The organism is Blastococcus sp. SYSU DS0669 (genome assembly GCF_054050895.1).
Map to the genome: position 1 here is coordinate 18,607 of NZ_JBJHAE010000005.1, position 26,244 is coordinate 44,850.

Sequence of the window (26,244 nt, forward strand, 5' to 3'; positions counted from 1 at the left end):
GGCGGGGACGCCGCGGGGCACGCCCTACGCTGGCGGCGTGACGGGAGTGGGCCACGACGCGGCGCCGGGCTGGTACCCCGACCCGGCCGGCGCCCCCGGCATGGTGCGCTGGTGGAGCGGGACCGCGTGGTCCGACGTGATGATGCCCGCGGGTCCGGGCGTCGAGGTGCACCGGGTCGCCACACGGCCGGCCGGTCAGCAGCAACCCGCTGGGCCCGAGGTCCCGGCGGGGCCCACCCGCCGCCGCGCCGCGGCCCGGCTGTGGGTCGCCGCGGGCGCGGTGCTGGTGCTGCTCGTGGCCGCCGTCGTCGCCGTGCTGGGCTCTGGCGGGGACGACGACGCCGGCGCGGCCATCGCGGAGGCCCCGGGTGCGGCGCCCGCCCCGGGGCAGGCCTTCCCGCCGGGCACGGTGCGGATCATCGACGAGGCCGCCGGCATCTCCTACCCCTACCTGGGCGAGGGCTGGTCGGAGTTCGACCTGGGCCGGCAACTGGAGACCAGCGCGACCGCCGGTCAGTACTTCACGACCCAGGAGGCGACGCCCGACGGCGGCATCTTCATCTCCCAGTGCACCTCCGGTCCGGTGGCCGAGGGGTACGGGTGGGCCGGCCCGTCGACCTTGCAGGGCACGGTCACGACCCTGGCGGCCAGCGTCCGCGCCAACTACTACCCGGGGCCGAACTCGATCGAGATCCGCCGGGACGAGCCCCGCACCGTCGACGGGCGCCCCGCCCACCTGCTGGAGTTCCAGCTGTCGTGGGACGTCGAGGGCTACGACGCCTCCGGGGAGCGGGCGGCGCTGCTGCTGATCGACGTCGGCCGGCCGGCGCCGGCGCTGCTGTACGTCTCGATCCCGAACACCCACGCCGAGCTCTACGGCGTCATCGACCGGGTCCTCGCCGACGTCGACGTGCTGTGACACCGCAGAACTCCGGACTGCACCGCGACCACGTGCCGTCCCCCCGGGGGCCCTGAGCGGGTCCGCGTCCCTCCTCGGGGACCCTCCGGGCCCCGCTCGTCGGTCGGCACCGCGACTCACCATCGCTGGGGACGCCGTCCGCCCGCGGTGCCACCCGGAGGGTGACGTCGTCGTAGTGTCGGGTGCGTGACTGCAGCCGGTACCGAACTGACCCTGCGGCACCCGATCGAACGATTCACGCTGGACAACGGCCTGCGGGTGGTCCTCGCCCCCGACCGCAGCGTGCCCGTGGTGGCGGTGAGCGTCTACTACGACGTCGGGATGCGCAACGAACCCGAGGGGCGGACGGGGTTCGCCCACCTCTTCGAGCACATGATGTTCCAGGGGTCGGCGAACGTCGCGAAGATGGAGCACGCCCGGTTGGTGCAGGCCGCCGGCGGCACGTTCAACGGCTCCACGCACCAGGACTACACGAACTACTTCCAGGCGCTGCCCGCCGAGGCGCTCGAGCGTGCCCTCTTCCTCGAGGCCGACCGCATGGCGGCGCCGGCGATCACCGAGGAGAACCTCCGCAACCAGATCGACGTGGTCAAGGAGGAGATCCGGGTCAACGTGCTCAACCGCCCCTACGGCGCCTTCCCGTGGCTGCAGCTGCCGCAGGTCGCGTTCGAGAGCTTCGCCAACACCCACGACGGCTACGGATCGTTCGTGGACCTCGAGTCCTCGACCGTCGCCGACGCCACCGACTTCTTCGACAAGTACTACGCGCCCGGCAACGCCGTGCTCTGCATCGGCGGCGACCTGGACGTCGCGGAGACCGAGGAGCTGGTGCGCCGCTGGTTCGGCCCGATCCCCGGCCGCCACGTGCCGTCCCTGCCCTACACCGGCGAGCCTTCGCCGACCACCGTCCGCTCCGCCGTCGTCGAGGACCCCTTGGCCACCGCGCCGGCGCTCGCCCTCGGCTGGCGGGTGCCCGACCCGGTGGGCGACTTCGACACCTACCTGGGCAGCGTGCTGCTGGCCGAGCTGCTCAGCGAGGGCGACGCCTCCCGCCTGGAGCGTCGGCTGGTCCACGACGATCGGATCGCCATCGCCCAGAGCAGCTACGTGGGCCTGTTCGGCGACCCCTTCGACGTCCGGGACGCCACCCTGCTCACCACCCAGGTGCACCACCCGGCCGCCGTGCCGGCCGAGCGCGTGATGTCCGCCGTGCACGAGGAGGTGGCCCGCATCGCCACCGACGGCGTCGACGCCGACGAGCTGCGCCGGGTGCAGGCCCGCATCGAGGCCCAGCTGCTGCAGCAGGCGGACTCCGTGCTGGGGCGCACGCTCGCCTTCGCCGCCGCCGAGCTGGTGCACGGGCGGGCGGAGCTCGCCGGCGAGCTCGCCGCCCGGCTGGCCGCCGTGACCCCCGAGGCGGTGCAGGGCGCCGCCCGCGGGCTCGATCCCGGCACCGTCGCGGTGCTGGAGCTGCGACCGGCTGGAGGCTCCCGATGACCGCCGCCCTGATCCCCCCGCTCGGAGAGCCGCGCCCCCAGCCCGCGCCGGAGGCCGTGGAGACGACACTGCCCAACGGCCTCCGCGTCGTCGTGGTGCCGCGTCCCGGGGTCCCCCTGGTCGAGCTGCGCCTGCGGGTGCCGTTCGCCGCGGCCGGCGCGCGCAACGCCGGCGTGCACGCCGCCCGCGGCGCCGTCCTCTCCGGGGCCGTGCTGCTCGGCACGCAACGGCACGACCAGGCCGAGGTGGCCCAGCTGCTCCAGAGCCACGGCGCCGAGCTCTCGGTGAGCACCGACGCCGACCGCCTGGTCTTCGGGACCACGCTGCTCCCCGGCGGGCTCACCCCGGTGCTGGGGCTGCTCGCCGAGCTGCTCACCGGCGCCAGCTACCCGGCGGGTCGCGTCGACGGCGAGCGGGACCGGCTCGCCGAGCGGATCGCGATCGCCCGCACCCAGCCGGGCACCATCGCCCGGTCCGCGCTGGCCGCCCGCCGCTACGGCAGCCACCCGTACGCCGTCCAGCTGCCCGACGCCGAGCTGGTGTCCGCCGTGCGCGCGCCGGCCCTGCGACGGCTGCACCGCGAGCGGGTGCTGCCGACCGGGAGCATCCTGGTCCTGGTCGGCGACGTCGACCCGGCGGCCGCCACGGACACCGTCGCCGCCGCGCTCGAGGTCTGGACCGGCAGCGGCAAGGCGGTGGAGACCCCGCCGGTCACCGAGCAGCCGGCGCACGGCATCGAGCTGGTGCACCGGGCGGGCGCGGTGCAGTCCAACCTCCGCCTGGGCGGTCCGGCCCCCGCCCGGACCGATCCCGACCTCCCGGCGGCCCGGCTCGCGGCGATGGTGTTCGGCGGGTACTTCTCCTCCCGCCTGGTGGAGAACATCCGCGAGCGGCGCGGCTACAGCTACAGCCCGCGCAGCGCGATCGACCACCAGCGCGCGGCCTCGTCCTTCCTGGTGGAGGCCGACGTCGCGACCGAGGTCACCGGCCCGGCCCTGCTGGAGACGCTCTACGAGCTGGGGCGCATGGCGCTGACCCCGGTCACGGAGGCCGAGCTCGACGCGGCCCGCCGGTACGTCCTCGGCAGCATGGCGCTGTCGACCTCCACGCACGCCGGCCTGGCCAGCACGCTGTCGGCGCTGCTCGGGGTGGGCCTGCCGGCGGACTGGCTCAGCACCCACCAGCGTGACCTGACCGCGGTCACCGTGGAGCAGGTGCAGGCGGCGGCCACCCGGTACATGGCACCCGAGGCCCTCACCGCCGTCGTCGTGGGCGACGCCGACCGGGTGGCCGCCGAGCTCGGCACCCTGGCGCCGGTCTCCGTCACCGGGGGCGGCGGGCAGGCGTGACCGCGGGCCCCGCCACCGGCGACGGCGGTCCGCTGCTGTCGCGCTCCGGGCACGACCGCGCGCACCTCGCCCGGTCGCTGACCGACCCCACCGGCGGCCGCCCGGTGCGGGTGCTGACGGTCGACGCCGCCCGCGCCGTGCCGGTGGAGGAGGGGCCGACCGGTCCCCGCCTGGTGTGGGACGAGCGGCCGTCCCTGCCCGCGGGCGCGATCTTCCTGGGCGAGGCCAGCGGGGTGCCCTACGCGGCGGTGCGCGGTGAGCGGTCGCTGACGGTCAACGGCCGGGCGGTCGACCGGTGGGCCGGCCTGCGCGAGGTCGGCGCGGACCTCGACGACCTGGACGCCGGGCTGCTGGCCCAGGCCGTCGGCATCCTGGAGTGGCACGAGCGGAACCGGTTCAGCCCCCTCACCGGCGTCGCGACGACGGTCGAGCGGGCCGGCTGGTCGCAGCGCGATCCCAGCACGGGAACCGAGTTCTTCCCCCGCGTCGATCCCGCGGTGATCATGCTGGTCCACGACGGCGGCGACCGCGTCGTGCTGGGCCGGCAGGCGACGTGGCCCCCGGGGCGGTTCTCCATCCTGGCCGGCTTCGTCGAGCCGGGGGAGTCCGCCGAGGCGGCCGTGGCCCGGGAGGTCGAGGAGGAGGTCGGGCTGCGCGTCACCGACGTCCGCTACGTCGCCAGCCAGCCGTGGCCGTTCCCGCAGTCCCTCATGCTCGGCTTCGTGGCCCGGGCCGACGCCGACCAGCCGCTGCGCCTGGACCCCCACGAGATCGAGGAGGCGCGCTGGTTCACGCGTGATGAGCTGCGCAGGCCCGACGGGCAGCTGGTGGTGCCGCCGTCGATCTCGATCGCGCGGCACATCCTCGACCTTTGGTTGAAGGACGAGCTTCCCCCCACGCCTCGCTAGCTCGGCGCGGGCCCCTGAAGCCCGCCGTTCCAGCACGTCACCGGAGTCGCCCCTGGAGGACCAGTGCGGGGCGGTCGGGGTGGTCGGCGAGCACGACCGCGTCCGCCAGCGCCACGGGGTCGACCTCGTCGTCGTAGCGGTCGAACGCCGGTAGCTCCCACGCCTGCTGCGGCGGGGTGCGGCGACCGCGCGCGGCGGGGCTCATCCGCAGGTGCACGACGACGTCGAAGGCCAGGCCGACCCCCTGCAGCAGCGAGCCGGGCACGAGCAGCACGCCGCCGGCCGGCGCAGGCCGCCGCGTCTCCCGGGCAGAGCGGTCCCGCGCCAGGTCCCACAGCACCGGCAGGTACTCCCCGGCGCCGCCCGGCCCGACCGGTCCGAGGACCTCGCGGCCGAGCGCGCCGGCGTCGAGCCAGTCGGTGTAGCGGGCGTCGGGGTCGGTGCGGCCGTGCTCCAGCCGCAGCGACGCCGGCCGGTAGAAGCCGGTGGCCGGGACGACGACGGCGGCGCGGCCCAGCATCGGCAGCCGCTCGGCGATCGAGCCCGCCAGCGCCTCGGGGGCGGCCGGCTCGGGGCCGTCGACGGCGACGCGCAACGCGGTGGCACCGGGCTCCGCGGGGAGGTCCGCCAGCAGGCCGGCCAGACGATCGGCCAGGGCGTCGGGGGAGAGCGGTTCCGGACGGGTCAGGAGCGGCCGTCCGCGGTGGCGACGGCGCCGCTGGCCACCGGCTCGAGGCGCGGGGCGGGCGGGGTCGCGAGCGGGGCGGGGGAGCCCGGTGCGACGGCGGGCGCGACCGGATCGGGAGCGAGGCTCTCGAGCACCTCGCGGGCCAGCTCCACCACGGGGCGGCCCTGCGTGCGAGCCTCCCGGCGCAGCCCCTCGAACGCCGTGCGCGGGCTCGTGCCCTGCCGCTCGGCGAGCACCCCGATGGCCCGCTCCGTGGACACCCGCGCGGCGAGCGCGTGCTCGAGCTGGGCGACCGTGCGCTGCAGGGCGGCGATCCGCGCGTCCACCGGGCTGCTCTCGCCGGGGGCGGTCACCGGGCCGCGGGCCGAGCGCCGCGCGGAGCGGTCCGGCTCGGGCAGCCCGCCGAGCTCGTCGGCCACCAGGTCGGCCAGGGTCATGCCCTCGACGACGTCGGCGACGGGGTCTCCGTCGACCGGGCGGCCGGTCAGCGGCACGACGACCCAGCCACGCTCGCCGCGGGTCAGCGCGACGCGCGGGCGGTCGGCGGTCCCCGGGCAGCCCGGGACCTCGGGTCGGGACGACGCATCGGTGGACACGCGCCCGTCGAGCTCGTCGGAGGGCCTGGGACCGGGGACCACGGGTGCTCACGCCTCCGGGGTGTGTGCGAGCTGGGCCTTGACCGCGTCGATGCTCGGGTTGGTGAGCGCGGTGCCGTCGGGGAAGAGCAGCGTGGGGACGGTGCGGTTGCCCCCGTTGGCCTGCATGACCAGCTCCGCCGCCTGCGGGTCGGTCTCGATGTCGACCTCGGCGAACGCGATGCCCTCACGCTGCATCAGCTTCTTGAGCCGCACGCAGTACCCGCACCAGGTGGTGGTGTACATCGTGACGGCGGCGCCGGGGGTCGTGGTCATCGCGGGGAGTCTCCCTGTTCGTGCGTGGTCGGTCCAGCCCCGGGTCGGGGTGGTGTGCGTGCGTGCATGCCAACGAGCCGCCCCTGGGGATGCTTCCCGCCGTCCGTCGTCGCCGGCTGGGAGGATCGTGCCGGGAGCCGACGGCTCCCGGGGACGACCGGACGAGGAACGCGGAGGGACGCCGGCGATGGCGCATGCGGACGCGGAGGCCGTGCTCGACGGCCTCGACGACGAGCAGCGCGAGGCGGCCCAGGCGGTGTCCGGGCCGGTCTGCATCCTGGCCGGTGCCGGCACGGGGAAGACCCGCACGATCACCCACCGCATCGCCTACGGCGTGCACACCGGCAGCTACGTCCCCGAGCAGGTGCTGGCGGTCACCTTCACCGCGCGGGCCGCGGGTGAGCTGCGTGCCCGCCTCGCCGCCCTCGACGTGGGCGGGGTGCAGGCCCGCACCTTCCACGCCGCCGCGATGCGCCAGCTGCGCTACTTCGCCCCGCGGGTGCTCGGCGGCCCGATGCCCGGCCTCATCGAGAACAAGCTGCGGGTGGTCGCCTCCGCCGCCACCCGCAACCGGCTCACCACCGACCGGGCCAGCCTGCGCGACCTCGCCAGCGAGATCGAGTGGGCCAAGACCACCCTCGCGACGCCGGAGGACTATCCGGCCCGGGCGAAGGCGGCCGGCCGCGAGGCGCCGTTCGAGCCCGCCGCCGTCGCCGCCGTGTACGCCAGCTACGAGCAGGCCAAGCAGCGCGACGGGGCGCTGGACTTCGAGGACCTGCTGCTGGTCACCGCCTACGCGCTCGAGGAGCACCCCGACGTCGCCCGGCAGGTCCGCGCGCAGTACCGGCACTTCGTCGTCGACGAGTACCAGGACGTCAACCCGCTCCAGCAGCGGCTGCTCGACGCCTGGCTGGGCGGCCGAGCCGAGATCTGCGTGGTGGGCGATCCCAACCAGACCATCTACTCCTTCACCGGCGCCGACCCCGACTACCTGCTCGGCTTCGCCGACCGCTATCCCGACGCCGCCGTGGTCAAGCTCGAGCGCGACTACCGGTCGACCCCGCAGGTCGTGGGCCTGGCCAACCGGCTGATCGGGCAGGCGCCGCCACGCAAGGGGCTGCCGGGGCTCCGCCTCCTCGGCCAACGGCCGCAGGGGCCCGAGCCGCGGTTCGTCGAGCACCCCGACGAGCCGGCGGAGGCAGCCGCGGTCGCGGCCCGGTGCAAGGCGCTCATCGACGACGGGACGCCGGCCGCGGAGATCGCGGTCCTGTTCCGCATCAACGCGCAGTCGCAGGTGTACGAGTCCGCGCTCGCCGACGCCGGCGTCCCCTACGTCCTCAAGGGCGGTGAGCGGTTCTTCGAGCGGCCCGAGGTGCGCGAGGCGGTGCTGCTGCTGCGCGGGGCGGCCGCCGGGGGCAACGACCCCGGCATGCTCGTGCCCGCGGTCCGCGACGTGTTGGCGTCCACCGGCTGGGTGGAGCACCGCCCGCCGGCCGGTGGGGCGGCGCGGGACCGCTGGCAGTCCCTCGCCGCGCTCGTCGACCTCGCCGTCGACCTGGTGGCCGAGACCCCCTCGCTGGACCTCGCCGGCTTCGTCACCCACCTCGCCGAGCGCGCCGACGCCCAGCACGCACCCACCGTCCAGGGGGTCACGCTCGCCTCGATGCACGCGGCCAAGGGCCTGGAGTGGGACGTCGTCTTCGTCGTCGGCCTGGTCGACGGGGTGCTGCCGATCGCCCAGTCGCTGAGCCGCCCGGACGCGGTGGAGGAGGAGCGGCGGCTGCTGTACGTGGCGGTGACCCGCGCCCGCGAGCAGCTCACCCTGTCGTGGTCGCTGGCGCGCAATCCGGGTGGCCGCCGCTCCCGGCCGCGCAGCCGGTTCCTCGACGGCCTGGCGCCGGGCTCCTCGCCGACCGCGCCGCCGGCCCGCCGGCCGGCCAAGCGACCCAAGGTGGTCCTCGAGGGGGAGGCCGGCGAGCTCTTCGAGCGGCTGCGGGCCTGGCGCACCCAGGCCGCCCAGGACGCCTCCGTGCCGGCCTACGTCGTCTTCTCCGACGCCACGCTGCAGGCCATCGCCGAGAGCCGGCCCGCCAGCCTCCGGGAGCTGTCGGGGCTGCCGGGCATCGGGGCCCGGAAGCTGGAGCTCTACGGCGCCGACGTGCTGGCCACCGTCAGCGGCTGAACGGGTGAGGATGCCGTCGCCGAGGGCGACGGCAGGCGGTTCCGAGACGCGGTAGGACCCCCACGCGGAGGAACCGCGTCTAATTCGATTGACCCGGATTCCGGGGCGCCCCTAGTGTCCCGTTCCACACGAGCCGCACCCCGTGGCGAGCCCGGCCGACCGGCCGGCGCGCGAGAGAAGGAAGGAGGGGGCATCCCGATGATCGACAACACCTGGACCACCGCTGCTGCCTCCGCCGACCTCCTCGGCCTGGGCGGCGCCGACGTGCACGTGGGTGGCCTGGTCATGACCGGTGTCGCCGCCCAGCACGAGGGCACCGGTCTGCCCACCGCCGCCCGTACCGGCGGCGCGGCCACCGCGCTCCTCGGCGGAGCTCTCGGCGTCGGCACGCCGCGCGTCGCCCCCGCCCTGGACCGGCGCCCGAAGTCGCCCTGCACCGTCGAGCGCAGCTTCGTGCCCACCTACCTGCCCCAGAACGACGGCACCACCCTCGGGATCCGATCCCCGGGGAGACCCTTGAGCTAGCCGCTCACCGGTCCTCCTCGAGGCCGCGGAACCCGAACCCCGGGATCCGCGGCCTCTCTCGTTTTCCGCCTCCGCGGCGCCCGGCCCCCCGACTTCGGTCGGCGGACCCCCGCCGGCCGTACCCGACGAGTACGAGGAGGAGCGGCAGTGCAGCAGACGATCGACCGCCCGACGTCCCACCGCCGGTCCGGGCTCCCCAGGACCGGTGGCCCCACCCCGCGGCGGCCCCGCCCGACCCTGCCCCCCGGACCGGTGCGGCGCCCCCTGCCGTGCCGGGTCCAGGACCCCGAGCTGTGGTTCGCCGAGAGCCCGGCTCAGCTGGAGCTCGCCAAGAGCTTCTGCGGCGACTGCCCGGTGCGAGAGGCGTGCCTGGCCGGCGCGCTCTCCCGCGCCGAGCCGTGGGGCGTCTGGGGCGGCGAGATCTTCGACCGAGGCGCGGTGATCGCCCGCAAGCGGCCACGCGGCCGTCCCCGGAAGGTCGTCGCGGCGTGAGCCCGCGGCCATCCGCGCCCCGTAAGCACGTGACCAGCAGTTCCGAGCTCCCGAGCGGGAGCCGACCAGGAGGATCAGCGATGTACATGCTCGAGCACGACATGGCCCGCAGTCGCATGAGCGAGTTGCAGGCCGAGGCGATGGCCGCGTCCCGCGCCCGCCGTCTCTACCTGGCACGGCGGGCCTCCCGCCGCGCCGAGCGCGCGGTCCGCCGGGCCGCACGCGCCAGCGCCGCCGTCTACTAGAAGGACCCCGTCCTCCTCACCCCTCGCACGCTCGGGGCGAGCCTCGGGACGGGGCCGCCGTCCTCCTCACCCCTCGCACGCTCGGGGCGAGCCTCGGGACGGGGCCGCCGTCCTCCTCACCCCTCGCACGCTCGGGGCGAGCCTCGGGACGACCCCTCCGCTGTCGGGGGCCGGACGATCGTCGTCCGGCCCCCGACCGCTACTTCTTGAACCCGGGAAGCCACTCCTCGAGGATCGCGCGCCAGTCGGCGGCCGCGTCGAGCTGGCAGAGCACCCCGATGGAGCCCATCGAGACCCGGTGGATGAGCAGGTAGGCCGGTGGCAGGTTGAGCTGCCGGCCCAGCCGGTTGGCCTCGGTCCGCGGGTCGCCGATCCGCATGGCCTGCTCCTGCATCCAGGCCCGGGTGAAGTGGAAGTGGTGGCCGGCGATCGGCTCCAGCAGGGGGCGCAGGTAGTCGAGCACCGCCTGGGGGTCGACGTCCACGCTGGGCCGCACGAACCCCTCGGTGCGCAGGTCGGCGAGCACCTCCGCCGCGCGGCCGTCCAGCGCCCAGTTCAGCAGCCGCCCGATCGGTTCGGGGTGCCCGTCGGGCAGCCGGGCGATCGCGCCGAAGTCGATGACGCCGAGGCGGCCGTCGGGCAGGATCCGGAAGTTGCCCGGGTGCGGGTCGGCGTGCAGCAGCCTGGCGCGCTGCGGCGCGGAGAAGTGCAGGGTGGCCAGCAGCCGGCCGGCGCGGTCGCGCTGCTCCCGGCTGCCCGTGGCGATGATCCGGGAGAGCGGGGTGCCCTCGATCCACTCGGAGACGACGACCTTGGGAGCGCTGGCCACCACCCGGGGGACGGCGATCTCCGCATCCCCGGCGTAGGCGGCGGCGAACGCCCGCTGGGCGTCGGCCTCCAGGCCGTAGTCCAGCTCCTCCACCACGCGGGCCTTGAGCTCGGCGATGAGCGGCTTGACGTCGAGCCCGGGGAAGACGGCGGCGAACAGCCGGGCGAACCGGGCCAGCTGGTTGAGGTCGCTCATCAGCGCCGTCGCCGCGCCGGGGTACTGGATCTTCACCGCGACGTCACGGCCGTCCCGCCACGTGGCCCGGTGCACCTGCCCGATGCTGGCGGCCGCGGCCGGGGCGTCGTCGAACTCGGCGAACCGCTGGCGCCACGTGCCACCCAGCTGCTGGGCGAGGACCGCGTGCACGGTCCGCACCGGCATCGGGGGCGCCTCCTCCTGCAGCTTGGTGAGGGCTTCCCGGTACGGCGCCGCCATCTCCTCGGGCACCGCGGCCTCGAACACCGAGAGCGTCTGGCCGAGCTTCATGGCGCCGCCCTTGAGCTGCCCCAGCACGGCGAACAGCTGCTCGGCGGTGCGCTGCTGCAGCTCGGCGTTCACCGTGTCCGCCGACTGCCCGGACAGGCGCTTGCCGAACCCCATCGTGGCGCGGCCCGCGGCCCCCAGGGGGAGGGACGCCAGCCGTGCCGTTCGCCCGACCGACCCCCGGGGCATCACCGGTCGCTCGTCGCTCACGCGTCCTCCTCGCCGGCGGCCGGGCGGAACGGCGCCGTGTCGTGTCCGGTGAGCCCGAGAGCTCGCTCGGTGACCATTGTCGCCCGACCGGCCGGGGTCCCGCCGGGAGGGCGGCCCGCACCCTTCTCGGACGGGTCGTCCGCGGCCGCCGCCGCGCCGCAGCCGCAGTCCGGGTGCGGGGGCCACCGCCGCAGGTGGGGCACCAGGTCGGGCGGGTGCAGCTCGACCGTGCCCCCGAGGGTGACCGGTGTGCCGCGCCCGTCGACGCAGGCCAGCACCTGGCCGGCGGCCAGCACGGCCGTGAGCAGGCAGGTGAGCGTGGCACCGCTGGGCGGGGGCTCGGTCGCGGTCAGCTGGGCGGCGAGCCGGGGCCAGCGCGGGTCGGCGTCCCGGCGGTGCAGGTCGCCGCAGCGCAGGCAACTGCTGGCGCCGGGGAACACGAGCGGCCCGACGACGCCGGTCTCCCCGCGGACCGTGGCGACCAGGTGGGGCCCCGGCACCTCGGGGACCAGCGGGTCGGAGGCCGCCCACGGTCGGGTGAGGACGACGACGTCGGGGCGGAGGCCGGGTGGGAGCGGCCCCAGATCGGTCTGCGGGCTGGCGCGGCGGACCGCGTCGGCCGCCGCCACCGCTCGGGGCCGCCCCTCGTCGGCGGCGGTCAGGCCACCGACGACGGCGTCGGCAGCGGTGACGACACCCGGGTCGCGGACCACGACACGGCCGATCCCGCTCGCGGCCAGGACGGCGGCCAGCGGGGTGCCGACGCGCGTGGCGCCCTCGACCACCACGGTGGCGCGCCGCCGTGCGCGCCAGCCGGCCGCACCGGGGGAGGAACCCGCCGCGGGGAGCTCCACCGCCGCGCGTGCGGCCGCGGCCGGGCCGGCCCCGATCGCGAGCAGGTCGGCCGGGTCGAGGTCGCGGACCAGCCCGGCGGACCTCAGCGCATCGACCGCCGAGTCCACGAGCCCGGGCGGCAGGCCCTCGACGGCGGCCTCGGCACGGACGGCCCGCCGCGACCGCCGCCCGTCCAGGGCGCGGAGCGCGGGCGCCAGCCCCGCGGCCGGCTGGAGGAAGAGCAGACCGTCGGTGGAGTCGACCCCGCCGACCTGGACGCTCCCGGCGTCGCCGGCGAGCAGCGGGATCGCCGCGGGGAGGAGGGGATGGACGTTGTCGGTCACCCCGGCAGGGTGGCAGCCCTCGGGCGGGGCGGGCGCCGTCGTCCACAGGCCCCCGGACGACGACGGCGGCGCCCCGCCCCGGGGCGCCGCCGCGGATGCCTCAGGCCTTGCCGAGGATCCGGTTCATCTTGGTGCCGCAGACGGGGCAGGTGCCCTGGGCCATGCGCCGACCGGACTCGCTCACCTTGACCTCGCCGTCGAAGTCGCGCTTCTCCTTGCACTTCACGCAGTAGCCGTTGTAGCTCTCCGCCACGGGATCTCCTCGTCTCCGGGGCGCCTCGGCTCGCACGCCGGGCACCGTTGGGCGGGAACGCTACCCGTGGGCCGCCGGCGCGGACCGTCGGCGGGCCCTCCGCCGCGGGGGCCGGGGCGGTCGGTGGCAGCACGTTCCCCACAGCTGTGGACGACGCTGTGGATGCCATGGGGACGGTGTGGCGTGTCGCTGTGCGGAACCGGGGGACGGGTCGGGGACGGGCCACCCGCGGTGACGCCCGGCACCGCGCCCACCAGCGCAGACGTCCCCGTGCGGGTGTGGATCTCCCCCATCCGGCCGCCCTCGTCACCGGCTGGAGCGGTGCCGATGTCCACCGTCCGTGCGACCTGCACCCGAGAGGGTGGCTCCGCGCAGGCGTCACGCACTGCGGGTGTCCTACGGTCTCCTCGTGCCCCGAACGACTCCTCATGCGAGCGCCCTGCCTGAACCGGCGGACGGCGACGTCGTGGAGGTCCGGCGGAGCAGCCGCCGGCGGCGCACGGTGACCGCCTACCGGGAGCTCGGGCGCACCGTGGTGCTCATCCCGGCCGCCTTCAGCCCGGCCGAGGAGCAGCGCTGGGTGGCCCAGATGGTGGCCAAGCTGCGTACCCGCGAGGAGCGGCGCAAGCGCTCCCTCGGGGGTGACGCCGAGCTGCTGGCGCGGGCGCGCGCGCTCTCGGCCGCCCACCTCGACGGCCTCGCCGAGCCGGCGAGCGTGCGCTGGGTGGACAACCAGCACCGTCGCTGGGGCTCCTGCACGCCGGCCGACCGGACCATCCGGCTCTCCAGCCGGCTGCAGTCGATGCCCGACTACGTCGTCGACTACGTGCTCGTGCACGAACTGGTGCACCTGGTCGAGCCCGGGCACGACGAGCGCTTCTGGGCGCTGGTGGCGCAGTACCCCCGCGCCGAGCGGGCGCGCGGCTTCCTCGAGGGCGTCGAGCTGGCCGCGACCGCGGGTGCGGCCGGGGCCGAACCCCCGTCCGACGTCGACGGGTGAGCGGCTAGCCCTCGCCGCCCAGCTCCCGCCGGTCCTCGCCCTCGTCGTCGCCCGGCCGCCTCGGCGCCCGCTCGGCGTCGTCGGCGTTCAGCGCGGCGAGCTCGTCGTCGAGACCCTGGCGGGCGACGAAGTCCAGCGGCTCGTCCAGGTCCTCCGACGTCGGCAGGAGGTCGGGGTGGGACCACAGGCGGTCGCGGTCCGCGCTGCCGTGCTGCTGACCCATGGCGCCCCAGACGGTCGCCGCGTCGCGCAGCCGGCGCGGCCGCAGCTGCAGCCCGACCAGCGTGGCGAAGGTCTGCTCCGCCGGGCCGCCGGAGGCCCGGCGGCGGCGCATCGTCTCGGCCAGGGCGTCGTGCCCCGGCAGCCGGTCGGAGGCGGCGGCCGCGACGACCGCGTCCACCCAGCCCTCGACCAGGGCGAGCAGCGTCTCCAGGCGGCGCAGCGCCATCTGCTGCTCGGGGGTCTCCTCCGGCTCGAGCACTCCGCTGCCGAGCAGGCGCTGGATGCTTTCGGGGTCGCCGGGGTCCAGGCCCGCGCCCATGCCACCGGCCATGGCCTCGTTGATGCCCCGCTCGATCGCCTCGCGATCGATGGTGATGCCGCGGGCGTAGGCGTGCACGGCGTCCTGCAGCTGCTGGCGCAGCCACGGGACGTGGGCGAACAGCCGCTGGGAGGCCGCCTCCCGCAGCGCAACGAAGAGCCGGACCTCGTCGGCCGGGCGGTCGAGGCCCTCGGCGAACGCGGCCAGGTTCTGCGGCACGAGCACGCCGGTGCCGGGGGGCGCGAGCGGCAGGCCGACGTCGGTGCTGGTGAGCACCTCGCCGGCCAGCGAGCCGAGGGCCTGGCCCACCTGGGCGCCGAACATCATGCCGCCCATGCGGCCCATGATCCCGGCGATCGGACCGAAGGACATCGCCGCTTCCTGCGGGAGGGCGCTGGTCATCGCCGCCACCACCCGTTCGGCCAGCGGGTCGATGAGCGCCGCCCACGCGGGCTGGGTCTGCTCCACCCACTCGACCCGCGACCACGCGGCGGTGCGCTCGATGCCCGAGGGCAGCTCGGTGACCTGGTCCAGCCAGAGGTCGGCGAGCCGCAGCGACTCCGCGGTCGCGGCGCGCTCCTGCTCCGACGACGGCTGGTGCCCGGCCGCGAGCTGGCTGATCGCACCCTGCCGGGCGAGGTCCCAGTTGACCGGGCCACCCGACCAGTTCATGAGTTTCTGCAGCTCGGCGAAGAGCGGCATCTTGCCGAGCACGTCCTCGGGGGAGCCGCCGCCGGCCATGCCCCCGAACAGGGCGCCCAGGCCGAACGGGTCGCCACCCTGGTCGCCGCGGCCGGGCTCCCGGCGCTCGGGGTCGCGGTCAGGAGGGCCGAAGCCGAACGGGACGTCGCTCATGCGTCCACGGTAGACGTGCGATCTTCCGCCGGGGGACCCGTTCGCCCCGGGCGGATGGCTCCCGGGGCGGGGCTGCCGGAGGGGGTCGAGGGCCTCCGGGCCGACGGCGTCGTCCAGGCAGGGGTTCTAGGCTCGCCCCTCGTGACCCGTCGCAACGCCGTCCTGAGCGTGGGTGCCGTGCTCCTGCTGCTGTTCGGCGTGCTGGGCACCAGCGTGCCGGTGCCCTACGTCGCGCAGGTCCCGGGCCCCACGTTCGACACGCTCGGCGAGATCGACGGCGAGCCGATCATCGCGGTGGAGGGCCGGGAGCGCAACGACGTCGAGGGCGACCTGGCCCTGACCACCGTCGGCGTGAGCCGCGGCGGCTTGAGCCTCGTGCAGGCCGTGCGCGGCTGGTTCGACGACGAGGTGAGCGTCGTCCCCGAGGAGTCGGTGTACCCGCCCGACCGGAGCGAGGAGGAGACCCGGGAGGTCAACCGGCAGGCGTTCCTCACCTCCGAGGCGGCGGCGGAGAGCGTCGCCCTGGGCGAGCTCGGCTACCCGCAGAAGGTCGTGGTGCGGCAGGTGCCCGAGGGATCCCCGTCGGAGGGGGCGCTGGCGGAGGGCGACGCCCTGGAGACGGTCGACGGCCGTCCGGCACCCGACACCGAGGTGCTGGCCGACGTCCTCGCCGGCATCCCGCCCGGGACGCCGGTCACGGTCGGCTACACCCGCCTGGGCGAGCCGGGCACCGCGACGGTCACCACGCAGGCGGCCGAGGGGCGCGAGGGGTCGATGCTGGGCATCAGCGTGCTCGACCAGCCGTACGCGCCGTTCGACGTCGACATCCAGGTCGCCGACGTGGGCGGCCCCTCCGCCGGCCTCATGCTCACCCTCGGCATCCTCGAGCTGGTGGGGGAGGAGGACCTGACCGGCGGCGCGGTGATCGCGGGCACCGGCACGATCGACCTCGACGGGAACGTCGGCCCCATCGGCGGGATCCCGCTGAAGATGGTCGCCGCCCGCGAGATCGGTGCCGAGCTCTTCCTGGTCCCGGCCGCCAACTGCGCCGAGGCGCTGGCCGCCCCTGACGCCGGCGTGCCGATGGCCCGGGTCGCCACGCTGGACGACGCGCTGGCGGCCCTGGCCGACGTCCGCGCCGGCCGGACACCGGAGGGCTGCTGAACCGGGGCATCCTGGTCCGTGCCGCGACGCACGCCCGGGAACCCCGGGGCGTCCGGTGCGTTGTCCATGAGGCCGGGCATGCCCGGCGCCGCACAACCCGACCCCCCGCGGTCGATCACCGCGTGGCCGATGGCCACGCCTGCAACTGAAGGAGACCGCTCGTGGCCATGCGGCCCCCCGTGCCGGTACCGGCGCTGTCGCGGCGCGCGAAGCTGGTCATCGGCGCCATCGCCGTGCTGCTGGTGCTGTTCACCGCCGTCGGCACCCTCACCAACGTCTACGTCGACTACCTGTGGTTCGACGAGACCGGCTTCACCGAGGTGTTCTGGACCGAGCTCCAGTCCCGCGCGCTCCTCTTCGCCGTCGCGGGCGTGGCCACCGGTGGGCTCACCGCGCTGGCCATGTACCTGGCCTACCGCTTCCGCCCCACGTTCCGGCCGATGTCGCTCGAGCAGCAGAACCTCGAGCGCTACCGCCAGTCCCTCGAGCCGCGCCGCGGCCTGGTGCTCACCGGCATCGCCGTCGTCCTCGGGCTCTTCGCCGGGTTCACCGCGCAGAGCAGCTGGGAGACGTGGCTGTCGTTCCGCAACAGCACCGACTTCGGGCGCACCGACCCGCAGTTCGGCGTCGACCTGTCGTTCTTCGTCTTCGACTACCCCTTCTACCGGCTGCTGCTCGGCTTCGGGTTCGCGATCGTCATCCTCGCGCTCATCGGCTCGTTGCTGACCCACTACGTGTTCGGCGGGCTGCGGCTGCAGACCCCCGGCCAGAAGCTGACCGGCGCCGCACGGGTGCAGCTCTCGGTGCTGCTGGGCGTCTTCCTCGCCCTCAAGGCCGTCGCCTACTGGCTGGACCGGTACGGGCTGGTCTACTCCAACCGCGGTGACGTCTTCACCGGCGCCAGCTACACCGACGTGAACGCGCTGCTGACGCCCAAGACGATCCTGGTCTTCGTGGCGGCCGTCTGCGCCGTGGCGTTCTTCGCCAACATCGTCGTCCGCAACTTCCTGCTCCCGGCCGCCGCCCTGGTCCTGCTCCTGGTCTCCAGCCTGGTGATCGGCGTCGCGTACCCGGCGATCGTCCAGCAGTTCGTCGTCGGCCCCAGCGCCAACGAGAAGGAAGAGCCCTACATCGAGCGGGCCATCACGGCGACGCGGGACGCCTACGACCTCGCCGAGATCGACTACGTCGACTACGCGCAGGACGCGACCGGCGACGAGGTCGACCCCGAGGCGGCACTGGCCGACCTGCGGGCGGACTCCGAGACCATCCCGAACGCCCGCCTGCTGGACCCGAACGTCCTCTCCGACACGTTCACCGCACGGCAGCAGATCCGCAACGTGTACGGCTTCCCGGAGAAGCTGGACATCGACCGGTACACGATCGACGGCGAGACCCGCGACTACGTGGTGGCGGTCCGCGAGCTGAACAGCTCGGGGCTGTCGGAGAACCAGGACACCTGGATCAACCGGCACACCGTCTACACGCACGGCAACGGCTTCGTGGCGGCGCCGGCGAACGAGGTCGTCGCAGGCCAGGAGGGCGGCGAGCCCCGGTTCACCACCCGCGACCTGCCGACCCGCGGCAACATCGACGTCGAGCAGCCGCGCATCTACTACGGCGAGCTGATCCAGATCAACGGCCAGGACGTGTACTCGGTGGTGGGGGCCCCCGAGGGCGCCGAGCCGCGCGAGTTCGACCTGCCCGAGGGCGGGTCCGACGAGCGGCAGATCAACAACACCTACGACGGCGAAGGTGGCGTCGAGATCGGCAGCTTCTTCCGCCAGCTGGCCTTCGCCATCCACTACCGGGAGCGGAACTTCCTGCTCTCCAGCGCGGTCAACGAGGAGTCCAAGGTCCTCTACGTCCGCGACCCGCGGGAGCGGGTGCAGAAGGTCGCGCCGTTCCTCGAGATCGACGGCGACCCCTACCCGGCGGTCATCGACGGCGAGATCCAGTGGATCCTCGACGGCTACACGACGTCGGACTCCTACCCCTACGCCGAGCAGATGCAGCTGGGCGAGGCCGCGGCCGACGCCCTCACCGGCACCGGGACGACGGCTCTGCCGAACGAGACCTTCAACTACATCCGCAACTCCGTGAAGGCGACGGTCGACGCCTACGACGGCACGGTGCGGCTGTACGAGTGGGACACCGAGGACCCCGTCCTCAAGACCTTCATGAAGGCTTTCCCCGGTGTCGTGCTGCCCAGGGACGAGATGCCCGACGGGCTGGTGGACCACATCCGCTACCCCGAGGACCTGTTCAAGGTGCAGCGGGACATCCTGACGCGCTACCACGTCGACGACCCGCAGAACTTCTACAGCGGCAACGACCGCTGGCAGATCCCGGACGACCCGACGCAGAACACCGACCAGGCCCAGCCGCCGTACTACATCCTGGCGGAGCGGCCCGGCGAGGAGGGGGCGTCGTTCCAGCTGACGAGCGCGCTGAACGCCTTCAACCGGCAGAACCTCTCGGCGTTCGTCTCGGCGTCCAGCGACGCGGACACCTACGGGCAGCTGCAGGTGCTGAGGCTCCCGGGCAACACGCCCTTCCGCGGGCCCCAGCAGGTGCAGCAGTCGTTCAACACCAACGACGAGGTCGCGCGTGACCTGAACCTGTTCCGCAGCGCGGACTCCACACCGGTGTTCGGCAACCTGCTCACCCTGCCGATCGGCGACGGCGGCCTGCTCTACGTCGAGCCGCTCTACGTCGAGGGCACCGGGGAGAACTCCTTCCCGCTGCTCCGCAAGGTGCTGGTGAACTACGGCGACCGGGTGGGCTACGCCGACACCCTCGCCCAGGCGCTGGACCAGGTCTTCGGGCCGGGGGCCGGGGAATCGGCCACCGACAACGACGACACCGGTGCCGACGGCGACGCGTCCGGCGATCTGCCCGAGACGCCGGCACCGGAGGACCCGGCGCCGGCCGAGCCGCCGGCGAACGGCGGCGGGGACACCCCGAACGCCACGGTGCTGGCGGACGCGGTGGCGGACATGAACGCGGCCCTGGCCGCGCTCGCGGACGCCCAGCGGGCGGGTGACTTCGCCGGTCAGGGTCAGGCGCTCGAGGACCTGCAGGAGGCCGTGACCGCCTACCAGGAGGCCCAGGCCGCAGCCGACGCCGTCGACTGACCCCCGTCTCGCGGGTGGGTGGGTGCCCCCGGGCGCCCGCCCACCCCGGGAGCTGGTAGGCTGGCTCTACCGACGCGGGGTGGAGCAGCTCGGTAGCTCGCTGGGCTCATAACCCAGAGGTCGCAGGTTCGAATCCTGTCCCCGCTACCACCACGAAGGCCCGGTCCCCCAGGGACCGGGCCTTCGTCGTGCTCGGGGCGGGGCGCCGGTTCAGCGCGGGCCGAGGCGCTCCCCGACGTCGAGAGGTTCGCGCGACCGGTGGTCCTCCTGCCGGGGCGTCCGGCGGTACGGCGTGGGGCGCGGCCGGCGGGCCGCGCCTGCGTCGTGTGCCCGACCCGGCGTCGGGACGACGGGCTCGGCGGCCGGCGGCGTGACCGCGTGCGCGGGCGGGCGGGGCCGGGTGGTCAGCGCGGCGAGGAGCGTGTGCGGTCGGGTGCGGTCCTGGTCGGGGACGGGTGCCCCGGCGGGCAGCGGCCGGGCCGGCGCCGCCGGGAACGGCTCTCGCCGCGGCGGGTGTGCCGGGTCGGGCAGGCGCAGCTCGGCGAGGTCCTTCCACGTCGAGTGCCGCAGCCCGTCGACGGTGCAGCGCACGCGCGCGGAGACCCGGCCGTCGGGCGTGTGCCGCCAGCCGAGCAGCTCGCCGGAGTACCAGATCCCGCGGTGGTGGATCTCCACCGGCTGCGGGTCACCGACGAACCTGCTCGCCGCCCCGTTCCCCGCCACGAGCCGGACTGTAGGTGGGGCGCGAGCGGCGGAGCCGGAGGCGCGCACGGCCCCCGCCGCGGCCTGTCCCACCGTTCACACGGGTCCGCGCAGTCAGGTCTGCGTCGTCTGGCCCGCGCGCTGCGGGCGGCTCCTCGGGCGTGCCGCGCGGGCCTGGACCAGGCCGGTCAGGCGCCGCTCGCCGGGCAGGCGGGTCCGCCGCAGGGCCTGCGCCACGTACTCGCCGAGCAGCGACCCCGCCGCGAGGGCCAGACCGATGGTGATCGCCGTCCCCAGCAGGGTGATCCCGCCGATCGTGTCGCCCTCGGTCAGCCGGCGGAGGCCTCGGTAGATCACCAGCCCGGGCAGCAGGGGGATGATCCCGGCGGCGACGTAGACCAGCGCGGGGACGCGCTGCCGGCCGGCCAGGGCGAACGCGCCCAGGCCGATGACGACGGCGGCGGCCGCGGTCGCGATGGTGACCGAGAGCCGCAGCGCGTCCAGCCCGACGAAGACCGCCCAGCCGAGCGCGCCAGCGGCCGCGGCCGGGGGCAGGGTGCGCCGGGGGGCGTGGTTGGCGACGGCGAAGGAGGCCGAGATCGCGGCCGCGGCGGCGAGCTGCAGCGGTACGTCGCCGAGGCCGCCGGACGGCGGGTCCCACATCGCGACCGGGACGCCGAGCCGCACGCCGATCGACAGGCCGACCGCGACCCCGCTGATGATCCCGGCCGTGAGCAGGAACGTCTCGAAGGCCCGCGCGCTCGCCGTCACGTAGAAGCCGGTGATGGCGTCGTGCACCGCGCCGACGAGCGTGACACCGGGCAGCAGCAGGACTATCCCGCCGGCGACGACGAGCGACGGGCGGACGCCGATGTCGGCGGCGACCAGCGCCAGGGCGACCGCCGTGGCGATCAGGCCCCCGACGGCGTTGAGGAAGAAGGCGGGCAGCCCGCGGCGGCCCAGCCGGTCGATGGCGAGGTCGACGAGCACGGTCGCCCCGAACGCCGCCGCCGTCACCGCGGGACCGGCGCCGAGCAGGACGGCCACCGCGGCCGCCAGCAGCGCCCGGGCTCCCGTGACCACCCAGCGCCGGTAGGGCTGCGGGCTGGCGGCGACCCGCTCGAGCAGGCGGTCGGCCTCCGCGGGGGTGACCCGCCCCGCGGCGAGGTCGCCGACCACGTTGTGGACGGCGGTGGCGCGGGAGTAGTCCAGCTCGCGCTGCTGGACCAGGCGCAACCCGCTGACGGGTCCTGCGTCCTGCGCGGCGTGGCCGGAGACGGTGATCGAGGTGAAGGTGATGTCGCACTCCACCCGCCGGAGGCCGCAGGACCGGGCCACGACCGTGCAGGTCGCGGTGACCTCGGCGGCGCTGGCACCCGCGGACAGGAGCAGCTCGCCTGCCCGGAGGGCCAGGTCGACGGCGCGGTGGGCGTCGTGGGGTGCGAGGGGCTGCGGCGGCACCCGTCCACGATCCCCGACGCGCCCCGTCCCGCGCTGGTGGGACTCGTCACCCGCGGGAAGATGCGTTTCCCGGTGCTTGCTGCAACTCTGGATGATCGTGCTGCCCCGGGGGTACTCCCTGCCGGGCGGCGCGGCCGGTCGTCGACCGGCTGTCCCGTCCCCTACCGAAGGAACCGCCCCTCGTGCGAAGAACCTCCGTCGTCTTCTGGGCCTCGCTGGCTGTCGTGCTCCCGTTCGTCCTCTGGGGAGCACTGTCACCTGCGTCCCTTGACTCCGCGGCCACATCGGCGCGCACCTTCGTCGTCGACCGGTTCGGCTGGTTCTACCTGCTGACCGCGACGATCGTGCTGATCGCCGTGATCGCGCTGGCGGCCTCGCGGTGGGGGCGGGTGCGGCTGGGCAAGGACGACGACCGGCCGGAGTACAGCACCCGGGCGTGGTTCGCGATGCTCTTCAGCGCCGGGATGGGCATCGGGCTGGTGTTCTGGGGCGTGGCGGAACCGGTGTCGCACTTCATCACCCCGCCGACGGCCACCCCGGAGAGCACGGAGGCCGCCCGTGACGCCCTGCGGTACTCGTTCTTCCACTGGGGCCTGCACCCGTGGGGCATCTACGCCGTCCTGGCGCTGGCGCTGGCCTACGCCCGCTTCCGCCGCGGCTGGAAGGCCACCATCAGCGGGGCGCTGCGGCCGCTCCTCGGGGACCGCGTCGACGGCCCGTTGGGGGCCGCGGTCGACACGATCGCGGTGGTGGCCACCGTCTTCGGCGTCGCGACGTCGCTCGGCCTCGGGGCCGCCCAGATCAACGGCGGTCTGAACTCCCTCGACGACGGCATCGCGATCGGCTCCGGCGTGCAGCTGGCGATCATCGCGGTGGTCACCGTCCTCTTCCTGATCTCCGCGCTGTCCGGCATCAACCGCGGGATCAAGTGGTTGTCGACCGCCAACGTCGTGCTCGCGATCGCGCTCTTCGCCTTCGTGCTCTTCACCGCCTCGTCCGGCCGGCTCGTCGGCGCGTTCACCACGACCCTCGGCAGCTACTTCGCCGAGCTGCCCACGATGAGCCTGCAGACCGGTCCCTTCGACCCCCAGCGCTCGGAGTGGATCAACGGCTGGACGATCTTCTACTGGGCGTGGTGGATCTCCTGGTCGCCGTTCGTGGCGACCTTCATCGCGCGGATCTCGCGCGGCCGCACCATCCGCGAGTTCGTCATCGGAGTGCTGGCGGTGCCCACGCTGGTCAGCGGGCTGTGGTTCTCGGTGTTCGGCGGGGCCGGCATCCTCGCCGAGCAGGAGGGCGCCGGGCTCGCGGGCCAGGCGACCGAGCAGCAGCTGTTCGCGCTGCTGGACACCCTGCCGGGCGGCGTGATCGCCGGGATCGGGGCGATGATCCTCATCGTCACCTTCTTCGTCACCAGCGCCGACTCCGCCACCTTCGTCCTCGGCTCGCTGAGCAGCCGCGGCGGGCAGGACCCGGCGCGCGTCGTCAGCGTGATCTGGGGTCTGGTCATCTCGGCCTCCGCCGCCGTGCTGCTGGTCAGCGGGGGTCTGGGCGGGGTGCAGACCGCGTCCATCGTCGCCGCGTTCCCGTTCGCGGTGGTGCTGCTCCTGGTCCTCGTCGCGCTGGTCAAGGGGCTCGGGCAGGAACCGCGCATGCCGCGCCGGGCGCCGGAGGAGCCGCTGCCGCCGGTCGCGTCGGCACCGGCCGAGGGCAGCCGGGGCAACGGGGCCACGGCCGCGCCCGCGCCGACCGGCACCTCCTGAGGTCCGCCGGTCCCGCGGGTCGAGCACCGGCCGTGGGACCGGCAGCAGGCCACCGGCGCCGATGCCGATGTCGATGCCGATGCCGATGCCGATGCGTGGTGGCACAGCGCGGGGTGGAGCAGCTCGGTAGCTCGCTGGGCTCATAACCCAGAGGTCGCAGGTTCGAATCCTGTCCCCGCTACGACCGCGTGGCCGAGGCCTCGCCCGCTCCCGGCAAGGGGTGGGCGAGGCCTCTGTCCCAGGTGGGCGGATCCGCCCGGGTCAGGGCAGCCCCGGTCGCCACCGCAGCCGCCTCGGTGCTCTGGTGTGCGATGCCCTCGACCCCGGCCGCGCGCTGCGCTGCGGCGGACCTGCCGAGCAGCCAGACAATCAGCAGCACGGCGAAGACGATCACGATGACCCCGACGGCGAGCGCGGCGATCCGCCGTCGGGCCGGCTTTCCGCTCCCGACGCGGGCCTGGGGGTCGTGCGGTCGACCCTCGCCGCGGTGGTCTCCTCCTGCGCTCATCGGTCCTCCTGGGACGGCCGGTGCCGCGCCCGCGGCCACCGGGTGGGGGCGCGCCTCAGCGCGCGTCGGGGTCGATCAGGGCGAGGCCGGACGCGGGGTCGGGTCGGCGCCGCAGGTACGTCGGGCTCGTGGTCACGACCATCTCCAGGGTCGGCCGGGTCACCGCGCGCAACAGGTGCCCGCCGACCGTGGACCCGTCCCGCAGCCCGCAGACCACGTGACCGTGCACCAGCCACCCGCCGTCCCCGTCCAGCGTGATGTCACCGGCCAGCGTCAGCACCTCCGCCTGGCTGTCCACGGGGATCTCGAGGTATCGCTGCTCCTCGAGGTCGTAGAAGCCCAACGTCGCCTCGGCGAAGGCGCCGATCGCGGTGAAGGACGCGGCCGGCAGATCCGTGCTGCGCGCCCATTCGGTCAGGCTCGAGACCACCTCGTCACCGGTCGCGAACACGAGCACCTGCTGACGAGGCGGGCCGTCGGTGAGCGTGGTCGCCTTCATGTCGTCCTCCCGGGGGCCGACGTCTGGTTCGAGCTCGGGCGGTCCGGTCCCGGACGGGGGACACGGTCATCCGATCGTAAAGTCATGCCTCGGTTCCACCCCCGCCCGCCGGGTAGCGCGAAGGGCGACGGTGCAACCCAACGGGAGGATCTCCCATGAGCCAGACTGTCGCCGACGTGCTCCTGGACCGGCTCCGGGAATGGGACGTCACCAAGGTCTTCTCCTATCCCGGTGACGGGATCAACGGCATCCTCGAGGCCTTCGGCAAGCAGGACGGGCTGCAGTTCGTCCAGTCCCGCCACGAGGAGATGTCCGCCTTCGAGGCGGTCGGGTACGCCAAGTTCACCGGCCGGGTGGGTGTCTGCCTGGCCACCTCGGGCCCGGGTGCGATCCACCTGCTGAACGGTCTCTACGACGCCAAGCTCGACCACGTCCCGGTGGTCGCGGTCGTCGGCCAGACCGACCGGAGCGCCATGGGCGGCTCCTACCAGCAGGAGGTCGACCTGCTGTCGTTGTTCAAGGACGTCGCCCACCACTACGTCCACGTGGTCAACACGCCCGAGCAGCTGCCCAACGTGATCGACCGGGCCATGCGGATCGCCGCCGCGGAGCACGCGCCCACCGCCGTGATCATCCCGGCCGACGTGCAGGAGCTCGAGTACAGCCCGCCGACGCACGAGCACAAGATGGTGCCCTCCAGCAGCGTGCACACCTCGACGCCCACGGTGGTCCCGGACGACCCGTCGATCCGGGCGGCGGCCGATCTGCTCAACAGCGGGAGCAAGGTCGCGATGCTGATCGGGCAGGGGGCGCGCGGCGCCCGCGCCGAGGTCGTCCAGGTCGCCGACATCCTCGGCGCCGGCGTCGCCAAGGCGCTGCTCGGCAAGGACGTGCTCCCCGACGACCTGCCGTTCGTGACCGGGTCGATCGGCCTGCTGGGCACCCGCCCGACCTGGGAGATGATGGAGAACTGCGACACGCTGCTGACGGTCGGGTCGAACCTGCCCTACAGCGAGTTCTTCCCCGAGTACGGCCAGGCCCGGGGCGTCCAGATAGACCACGACGCGACGTTCATCGGGATGCGGTACCCGTACGAGCTGAACCTCGTGGGGGACGCCGCCACGACGCTCCGCGCGCTGATCCCCCTGCTGGAACGCAAGTCCGACCGTTCCTGGCGCGACGGGATCGAGGACGGGGTCCGGCGCTGGTGGGAGACCATCCACATGCGGGCCATGACCGATGCGGACCCGGTCAACCCGATGCGGCTGTTCTGGGAGCTCAACGACCGGATGCCCGGGAACGCCATCATCACGGCGGACTCCGGGTCGGCGGCCAACTGGTATGCCCGGCACCTGCGGTTCGGTCCCGACAACCGGGGTTCGTTGTCGGGCACCTTGGCCACGATGGGGCCGGGCGTGCCCTACGCCATCGGTGCGAAGTTCGGCCATCCGGACCGGCCGGCCATCGCCTTCGTCGGCGACGGGGCGATGCAGATGAACGGCATGGCCGAGCTCATCACCGTCTCCCGCTACTGGCAGGAGTGGACCGACCCGCGGCTGGTCGTGGCCGTCCTGCACAACAACGACCTCAACCAGGTGACCTGGGAGATGCGGGCCATGGGCGGCTTCCCGAAGCTCGCCGAGTCGCAGACCCTGCCCGACGTCTCCTTCGCGGACTTCGCGGCGGGGCTGGGGTTCGAGGCCATCACCGTCGACGACCCCGACCAGATCGGTCCCGCGTGGGACCGGGCCCTCGCGGCGGGCCGTCCGGCGGTGCTGGACGTGCACTGCGACGCCGACGTCCCGCCGATCCCGCCGCACGCGACCCTCGAGCAGATGACGGAGACCGCGAAGTCGTTGTTCAAGGGCGACGAGGACGCCTGGGGAGTGGTCAAGACGGGGGCCAAGACCAAGATCCAGGAGTTCCTCCCGCGTCGGAGCTGACC

24 protein-coding genes and 2 tRNA genes are annotated in these 26,244 nt (G+C 74.6%); 15 read left to right on the forward strand and 11 right to left on the reverse strand.

Annotated features, from left to right (window positions below):
* Positions 1-37: 37 nt before the first annotated feature.
* From ACI792_RS07435 to nudC, 4 genes are all read left to right on the forward strand, one after another.
* Positions 38-919, forward strand: coding sequence for a DUF2510 domain-containing protein (locus ACI792_RS07435; protein WP_456602034.1), 882 nt, complete (start codon positions 38-40; stop codon positions 917-919).
* A 186-nt stretch (positions 920-1,105) separates the two neighbouring features.
* Entirely contained in the window at positions 1,106-2,416 is a 1,311-nt protein-coding gene (locus tag ACI792_RS07440) for a M16 family metallopeptidase (RefSeq protein ID WP_456602035.1), read from the forward strand.
* Positions 2,413-3,765, forward strand: coding sequence for a M16 family metallopeptidase (locus ACI792_RS07445; protein WP_456602036.1), 1,353 nt, complete (start codon positions 2,413-2,415; stop codon positions 3,763-3,765). Before ACI792_RS07440 ends, ACI792_RS07445 begins: the two co-directional genes overlap by 4 nt.
* A complete protein-coding gene (gene nudC, locus ACI792_RS07450; protein ID WP_456602037.1) occupies positions 3,762-4,673 on the forward strand; it encodes an NAD(+) diphosphatase in 912 nt (303 codons plus the stop codon). Before ACI792_RS07445 ends, nudC begins: the two co-directional genes overlap by 4 nt.
* 37 nt (positions 4,674-4,710) lie before the next feature.
* Here the strand turns inward: nudC and ACI792_RS07455 are convergent, their stop codons facing one another.
* The 3 genes from ACI792_RS07455 to ACI792_RS07465 form a co-directional block, all read right to left on the reverse strand.
* Positions 4,711-5,268, reverse strand: a complete 558-nt coding sequence (locus tag ACI792_RS07455; protein ID WP_456580566.1) for a uridine kinase — start codon at positions 5,266-5,268, stop codon at positions 4,711-4,713.
* Positions 5,269-5,357: 89 nt separating this feature from the next.
* Positions 5,358-5,957: an ANTAR domain-containing protein gene (locus tag ACI792_RS07460; protein ID WP_456602038.1), complete on the reverse strand. Its 600-nt coding sequence runs from the start codon at positions 5,955-5,957 to the stop codon at positions 5,358-5,360.
* A gap of 48 nt (positions 5,958-6,005) precedes the next feature.
* Positions 6,006-6,272 carry a mycoredoxin gene (locus tag ACI792_RS07465; RefSeq protein WP_456602039.1) on the reverse strand — a complete coding sequence of 89 codons (267 nt, stop codon included), beginning with the start codon at positions 6,270-6,272 and terminating at the stop codon, positions 6,006-6,008.
* A gap of 187 nt (positions 6,273-6,459) precedes the next feature.
* Between ACI792_RS07465 and ACI792_RS07470 the strand changes: the two genes are divergently transcribed.
* The 4 genes from ACI792_RS07470 (at position 6,460) to ACI792_RS07485 (ending at position 9,716) form a co-directional block, all read left to right on the forward strand.
* A complete protein-coding gene (locus ACI792_RS07470; RefSeq protein ID WP_456602040.1) occupies positions 6,460-8,454 on the forward strand; it encodes an ATP-dependent helicase in 1,995 nt (664 codons plus the stop codon).
* A gap of 198 nt (positions 8,455-8,652) precedes the next feature.
* On the forward strand, positions 8,653-8,979 hold the full coding sequence (locus ACI792_RS07475; RefSeq protein WP_456602041.1) for a hypothetical protein: 327 nt from the start codon (positions 8,653-8,655) through the stop codon (positions 8,977-8,979).
* Positions 8,980-9,231: 252 nt separating this feature from the next.
* On the forward strand, positions 9,232-9,471 hold the full coding sequence (locus ACI792_RS07480) for a WhiB family transcriptional regulator (protein WP_456602042.1): 240 nt from the start codon (positions 9,232-9,234) through the stop codon (positions 9,469-9,471).
* Positions 9,472-9,551: 80 nt separating this feature from the next.
* Entirely contained in the window at positions 9,552-9,716 is a 165-nt protein-coding gene (locus ACI792_RS07485; protein ID WP_456580560.1) for a hypothetical protein, read from the forward strand.
* Positions 9,717-9,915: 199 nt separating this feature from the next.
* Here ACI792_RS07485 and ACI792_RS07490 read toward each other — a convergent pair whose 3' ends face one another.
* The 3 genes from ACI792_RS07490 to ACI792_RS07500 form a co-directional block, all read right to left on the reverse strand.
* A complete protein-coding gene (locus ACI792_RS07490) occupies positions 9,916-11,238 on the reverse strand; it encodes an ABC1 kinase family protein (protein WP_456602043.1) in 1,323 nt (440 codons plus the stop codon).
* Positions 11,235-12,416, reverse strand: coding sequence for a ThiF family adenylyltransferase (locus ACI792_RS07495; protein ID WP_456602044.1), 1,182 nt, complete (start codon positions 12,414-12,416; stop codon positions 11,235-11,237). The genes ACI792_RS07490 and ACI792_RS07495 overlap by 4 nt, the downstream gene beginning before the upstream one ends.
* A gap of 100 nt (positions 12,417-12,516) precedes the next feature.
* Positions 12,517-12,669: a DUF5679 domain-containing protein gene (locus tag ACI792_RS07500; RefSeq protein ID WP_012950213.1), complete on the reverse strand. Its 153-nt coding sequence runs from the start codon at positions 12,667-12,669 to the stop codon at positions 12,517-12,519.
* Between the two features lie 409 nt (positions 12,670-13,078).
* On the opposite strand from ACI792_RS07500, the gene ACI792_RS07505 reads away from it, so the two are divergent.
* Complete coding sequence (locus ACI792_RS07505; protein ID WP_456602045.1) at positions 13,079-13,669, forward strand: M48 metallopeptidase family protein; 591 nt, start codon at positions 13,079-13,081, stop codon at positions 13,667-13,669.
* 4 nt (positions 13,670-13,673) lie between these two features.
* On the opposite strand, the gene ACI792_RS07510 is transcribed toward ACI792_RS07505, so the two are convergent.
* Entirely contained in the window at positions 13,674-15,065 is a 1,392-nt protein-coding gene (locus tag ACI792_RS07510) for a zinc-dependent metalloprotease (RefSeq protein WP_456602046.1), read from the reverse strand.
* 141 nt (positions 15,066-15,206) lie between these two features.
* Between ACI792_RS07510 and ACI792_RS07515 the strand changes: the two genes are divergently transcribed.
* The 3 genes from ACI792_RS07515 to ACI792_RS07525 all read left to right on the forward strand — a co-directional run bounded on the left by ACI792_RS07515 (position 15,207) and on the right by ACI792_RS07525 (position 19,516).
* On the forward strand, positions 15,207-16,229 hold the full coding sequence (locus ACI792_RS07515; RefSeq protein ID WP_456602047.1) for a YlbL family protein: 1,023 nt from the start codon (positions 15,207-15,209) through the stop codon (positions 16,227-16,229).
* A gap of 167 nt (positions 16,230-16,396) precedes the next feature.
* A complete protein-coding gene (locus ACI792_RS07520; protein ID WP_456602204.1) occupies positions 16,397-19,366 on the forward strand; it encodes a UPF0182 family membrane protein in 2,970 nt (989 codons plus the stop codon).
* Between the two features lie 73 nt (positions 19,367-19,439).
* Positions 19,440-19,516 (forward strand) — tRNA-Met (locus ACI792_RS07525).
* 60 nt (positions 19,517-19,576) lie between these two features.
* On the opposite strand, the gene ACI792_RS07530 is transcribed toward ACI792_RS07525, so the two are convergent.
* Both ACI792_RS07530 and ACI792_RS07535 read right to left on the reverse strand, forming a co-directional pair.
* Positions 19,577-20,089 carry a hypothetical protein gene (locus tag ACI792_RS07530; RefSeq protein ID WP_456602048.1) on the reverse strand — a complete coding sequence of 171 codons (513 nt, stop codon included), beginning with the start codon at positions 20,087-20,089 and terminating at the stop codon, positions 19,577-19,579.
* A gap of 93 nt (positions 20,090-20,182) precedes the next feature.
* Positions 20,183-21,529 carry a threonine/serine ThrE exporter family protein gene (locus tag ACI792_RS07535; protein WP_456602049.1) on the reverse strand — a complete coding sequence of 449 codons (1,347 nt, stop codon included), beginning with the start codon at positions 21,527-21,529 and terminating at the stop codon, positions 20,183-20,185.
* A gap of 182 nt (positions 21,530-21,711) precedes the next feature.
* On the opposite strand from ACI792_RS07535, the gene ACI792_RS07540 reads away from it, so the two are divergent.
* Positions 21,712-23,292, forward strand: a complete 1,581-nt coding sequence (locus ACI792_RS07540; protein ID WP_456602050.1) for a BCCT family transporter — start codon at positions 21,712-21,714, stop codon at positions 23,290-23,292.
* Positions 23,293-23,399: 107 nt separating this feature from the next.
* Positions 23,400-23,473: transfer RNA gene (locus ACI792_RS07545), tRNA-Met, on the forward strand.
* On the opposite strand, the gene ACI792_RS07550 is transcribed toward ACI792_RS07545, so the two are convergent.
* On the reverse strand, positions 23,471-23,800 hold the full coding sequence (locus ACI792_RS07550) for a hypothetical protein (RefSeq protein ID WP_456602051.1): 330 nt from the start codon (positions 23,798-23,800) through the stop codon (positions 23,471-23,473). The two genes, ACI792_RS07545 and ACI792_RS07550, sit on opposite strands and share 3 nt — an antisense overlap.
* A gap of 55 nt (positions 23,801-23,855) precedes the next feature.
* Positions 23,856-24,299 carry a PPC domain-containing DNA-binding protein gene (locus tag ACI792_RS07555; RefSeq protein WP_456602052.1) on the reverse strand — a complete coding sequence of 148 codons (444 nt, stop codon included), beginning with the start codon at positions 24,297-24,299 and terminating at the stop codon, positions 23,856-23,858.
* A 155-nt stretch (positions 24,300-24,454) separates the two neighbouring features.
* On the opposite strand from ACI792_RS07555, the gene ACI792_RS07560 reads away from it, so the two are divergent.
* Positions 24,455-26,242 (forward strand): thiamine pyrophosphate-requiring protein, encoded by a 1,788-nt coding sequence (locus tag ACI792_RS07560; RefSeq protein ID WP_456602053.1) that lies wholly within the window; start codon positions 24,455-24,457, stop codon positions 26,240-26,242.
* Positions 26,243-26,244: the final 2 nt, after the last annotated feature.

What these genes read in the sequence shown, in the direction of transcription:
- ACI792_RS07445 (WP_456602036.1), top strand. Translation starts at nt 2,413, where the DNA reads ATGACCGCCGCCCTGATCCCCCCGCTCGGAGAGCCGCGCCCCCAGCCC.
- ACI792_RS07465 (WP_456602039.1), bottom strand. Translation starts at nt 6,272, where the DNA reads ATGACCACGACCCCCGGCGCCGCCGTCACGATGTACACCACCACCTGG.
- ACI792_RS07470 (WP_456602040.1), top strand. Translation starts at nt 6,460, where the DNA reads ATGGCGCATGCGGACGCGGAGGCCGTGCTCGACGGCCTCGACGACGAG.
- ACI792_RS07475 (WP_456602041.1), top strand. Translation starts at nt 8,653, where the DNA reads ATGATCGACAACACCTGGACCACCGCTGCTGCCTCCGCCGACCTCCTC.
- ACI792_RS07485 (WP_456580560.1), top strand. Translation starts at nt 9,552, where the DNA reads ATGTACATGCTCGAGCACGACATGGCCCGCAGTCGCATGAGCGAGTTG.
- ACI792_RS07510 (WP_456602046.1), bottom strand. Translation starts at nt 15,065, where the DNA reads ATGAGCGACGTCCCGTTCGGCTTCGGCCCTCCTGACCGCGACCCCGAG.
- ACI792_RS07520 (WP_456602204.1), top strand. Translation starts at nt 16,397, where the DNA reads ATGCGGCCCCCCGTGCCGGTACCGGCGCTGTCGCGGCGCGCGAAGCTG.
- ACI792_RS07550 (WP_456602051.1), bottom strand. Translation starts at nt 23,800, where the DNA reads ATGAGCGCAGGAGGAGACCACCGCGGCGAGGGTCGACCGCACGACCCC.
- ACI792_RS07555 (WP_456602052.1), bottom strand. Translation starts at nt 24,299, where the DNA reads ATGAAGGCGACCACGCTCACCGACGGCCCGCCTCGTCAGCAGGTGCTC.
- ACI792_RS07560 (WP_456602053.1), top strand. Translation starts at nt 24,455, where the DNA reads ATGAGCCAGACTGTCGCCGACGTGCTCCTGGACCGGCTCCGGGAATGG.